Below are 3,378 nucleotides of genomic sequence, written 5' to 3'. Positions count from 1 at the left end.
ATTAGCCAGTGGTATCAGGAAGGGGGCGGTGCCTTTCAGCAACTCGCTTTCATCCAAAAATGCATCATAATTGAGATCCATCTTGCGAAATTCCGCTATCGGATCGAGCAGATGCCCGGGTATCTGTCCCCATTCGCCTAACGTGATTTTCTCATCCTGATCTGTATCCCCTTCTTGAAAACGTTTCGTGCCAGCTTCTTCTCCCATTCGCTGGTAGTAAGCCATAAATTCTTTGAGTGTCAAACTGTCGTCATGATCCCGATCAAGGGCTTTGAAGTGCCACCAGTAAACGATTTCACCTGTGGGTAAATGCAGTGGCAGACCATCCAGTCGGCGTAACCCATAGCCGGCCTCCAACACCCAGCGACAGTCCTCCCGACTGATCGTCCCGTCAGCATTTCGATCCCAGTCCTGCCAGGTGGAACGTGCCAGGCCGGTAATTTGTCTGCCCATGCCGGCTTTTTGAAATTCTTCATGAGAGAGCGTACCGCTCTGGTCCGCATCCCACTGCTTCCAAAGTTTGTCAATGTTCTCCATTTGTCTGTCGACCAGAATCGTCAGAGGATTCGTTAGACTGCCACGTAAGGAGGCTGGCGCCATCCCCGGGATTGTGGAGTATTCATGTATCGACAATTTCTCATCGGAATCCCGATCAAAGAGTAGAAAGTCACGTTTCGCTTCGGTCAGTTTATCCTTGGGAAACGCTGCGATGTATTCTGCCTCGGATAGGGATCCGTTCTTGTCCGTATCGCGACTTTTAAATCCCAGTTCCAGGATGATATCGGGTGGCGCCTGGTTCGTATCAACAGAAAAAGTGAACTCATCCAGATCGAGATATCCATTCGCATTCCTGTCCAGTCGGTCCAGATACTCCTTTTGCAGCAGGCTCAGTTCCAGTCCAGCTGTCCAGGGGAGTTCCTCCAGACTTAATCTGCCGTCATGATCCTGATCGCGCGCCGCGACCATCCAGTTTTCGATACGATTAGCCACTAACGTCAACCGATACTCATCCAGAGAGAGTAAGCCATCCTGATCTGTATCGAATCCAGGAAAAACGGACTCTGCGAGTGGCTTCAGGAAAGGGGCAATCCCTGCCAGTAACTCCTGCTGATCGACGAGTCCATCAAAACTGGTATCCATTTTACGGAATTCAGCGATCGGATCGAGGAGAAAGCCGGGCATCTGCGCCCACTCCTGAAGTGAAAGCGTTTCGTTCTGATCCGAGTCGCCCTGTTGAAAACGCTTTTGAGCGGCTTCTTCTCCAAAACGGTTGTAATAGTTCTGGAACTCTTTCAAAGTCAGCTGATCATTGTGATCACGATCGAGGTCTTTAAAATGCCACCAGTAGACGACCAGACCGGTCGGTAACTGCACAGGCTGACCGTCCAGTCGTCGCATTCCATAAGCGGCTTCCATTACCCGACGGCAGTCTTCCAGACTGACTTTTCTATCTCTGTCCCGATCCCAGTCATCCCGCTTGAGGTCAGTAAGACCGGGGATCTGCGTATTCAGTTTTGAGGATGCATACTCTTCAGACGACAGACTGTTATCTCCATTCGCATCCCAGTTCGGCCACTGGCTCTCTATTGCCGCCATCTGTTTTTCAATCAATGGCAACAACGGATGCGGCAATTCGCCACGCAGCGCCAGGGGAACGACTCCTGGAATTGTACAAAATTCTGCCAGGGATATCTGATCATCCCCATCCAGATTAAACAGCTGGAAATCACGTTTCGCTTCCGGCTGTTTCTCCTTTGGAAATGATGCCACAAATTCTTCCACGGTGACACGACCATCCTGATTGGTATCCCGGCTCTGGAAGTTAATCTGCAGGACGATTTCCGCGGGTGCTTTGCTGTTGTCTATGGAAACCTTGAATTCATCAATGTCGAGAAATCCATTCTGATTTACATCCAGTCGCTGAAAATATTCCTGTCGTAACAGACTCAGTTCCAATCCCGGCGTCCAGGCCATCTCTTTCAGGCTTAAACGGCCATCATGGTCGGCATCCACGGAAGTGACATCCCAGTTCTCCAATTTGTTGGCCGGTAATGTCATGCGGTATTCGTCTAATGAGAGTTTTCCATCCTGATCCAGGTCAAATCCCGGAAAGGTATAATCAGTTAAAGGTTTCAACCACTTTGCTGTCTGATCGAATAATTCATCTCGATCCAGATAACCGTCCAGATTAAGGTCCATCTTTTGAAATACAGCGATGGGATCCAGCAAAAGCCCGGGCATCTTTGCCCATTCGCGCAAGGAAATCGTCTGGTTCTGATCGGAATCTCCCGCTTCAAATTTTTGCTTTGCCTGCGATTCGCCATACCGTCCGTAATAGCTCAGATATTCTTCCAGATTCAGTTGGTCATTGTGATCCCGGTCCAGGTTTTTGAAATGCCACCAGTAAACGATCTGCCCCGATGGTAAATACAGTGGCTGACCATCCAGACGCCGCAAACCGTAACAGGCTTCGAGAACCTGTCGGCAATCTTCGCGACTCACTAATCCGTCTGCATCGCGGTCCCAGTCTTTCAGTACCACCGGCGGTAGTCCTGGGATCTGCTCATTGATTTTCGCGTTCTTCAATTCTTCTGGAGACAGTCTGTCATTTCCGTCTGCGTCCCACGACTTCCAGTGATTCTCGATGACAGACAAACGCTGTTTGATGAGCGGAGTCAATGGGTGCGATATCGGACTGCGTAATGATTGAGGAACCAGTCCTGGAATGGAGCAGTACTCAGTGAAAGAGAGAGCATCATCGCCGTCCCGGTTGAACAGCAGAAAATCCCTGCCAGCAGCAGCGTGCCGCTCTTGGGGGAAGGAAGAGATGAATTCCTGCTCTGTGACACGTCCGTCCTGATTAACATCGCGAGACTGAAAAGCAGCTTTTGCTTTTTCAAGAGGAATCGTAGCAGGATCGCTTTTTGGCTTCTCTTTCTTTGTATCTGTAGACTGCTTCTCAGGGTCTGCTGCAAGAAATGAATGACCGAAGAGAGGAAATATAAAAATGAGTAGACATGAGTAAAAGGCGATTCTGTAAGGTGTATTCATAGTATTCCTGAAGTCAAGCATGATCTCATGTCCCAAGCAACAAAATGACAATTAAGCATCTTCACACTACATGTGTACGCACACCTCTACAATGACAATCTAAGTTATTTCCCATATAGTTTGTGCATCGCAAGAGAGTGGGAATGATCCTGGCTTATTGTTCCAGCGGAGTACCACTCAGCGCCGCTCCCTGGGGGCTGGCGAGTGCTGCATAAACTTTTCCATCGATATTTTCCGAAAGAAACTGGACGTGCCCATCACAGTAGCCGACATTGACACCACCTTTGTGTAATGAATTGGGATAAGGGGCACTCCCTTCCGGCTTAG

General features: G+C 49.3%; 1 protein-coding gene. It reads right to left on the bottom strand.

Annotation, left to right across the window (positions count from 1 at the left end; all coding sequences use genetic code 11):
* Positions 1–3,051: EF-hand domain-containing protein (locus AACZ40_RS28670; RefSeq protein ID WP_339677052.1), on the bottom strand; the 3,051-nt coding region annotated here is incomplete at its 3' end.
* Positions 3,052–3,378: the final 327 nt, after the last annotated feature.

Source organism: uncultured Gimesia sp., assembly GCF_963972345.1.
GTDB lineage: Bacteria > Planctomycetota > Planctomycetia > Planctomycetales > Planctomycetaceae > Gimesia.
Note: the sequence above shows the minus strand (reverse complement) of the source record. Positions and strands in the feature narration are given on the sequence as shown.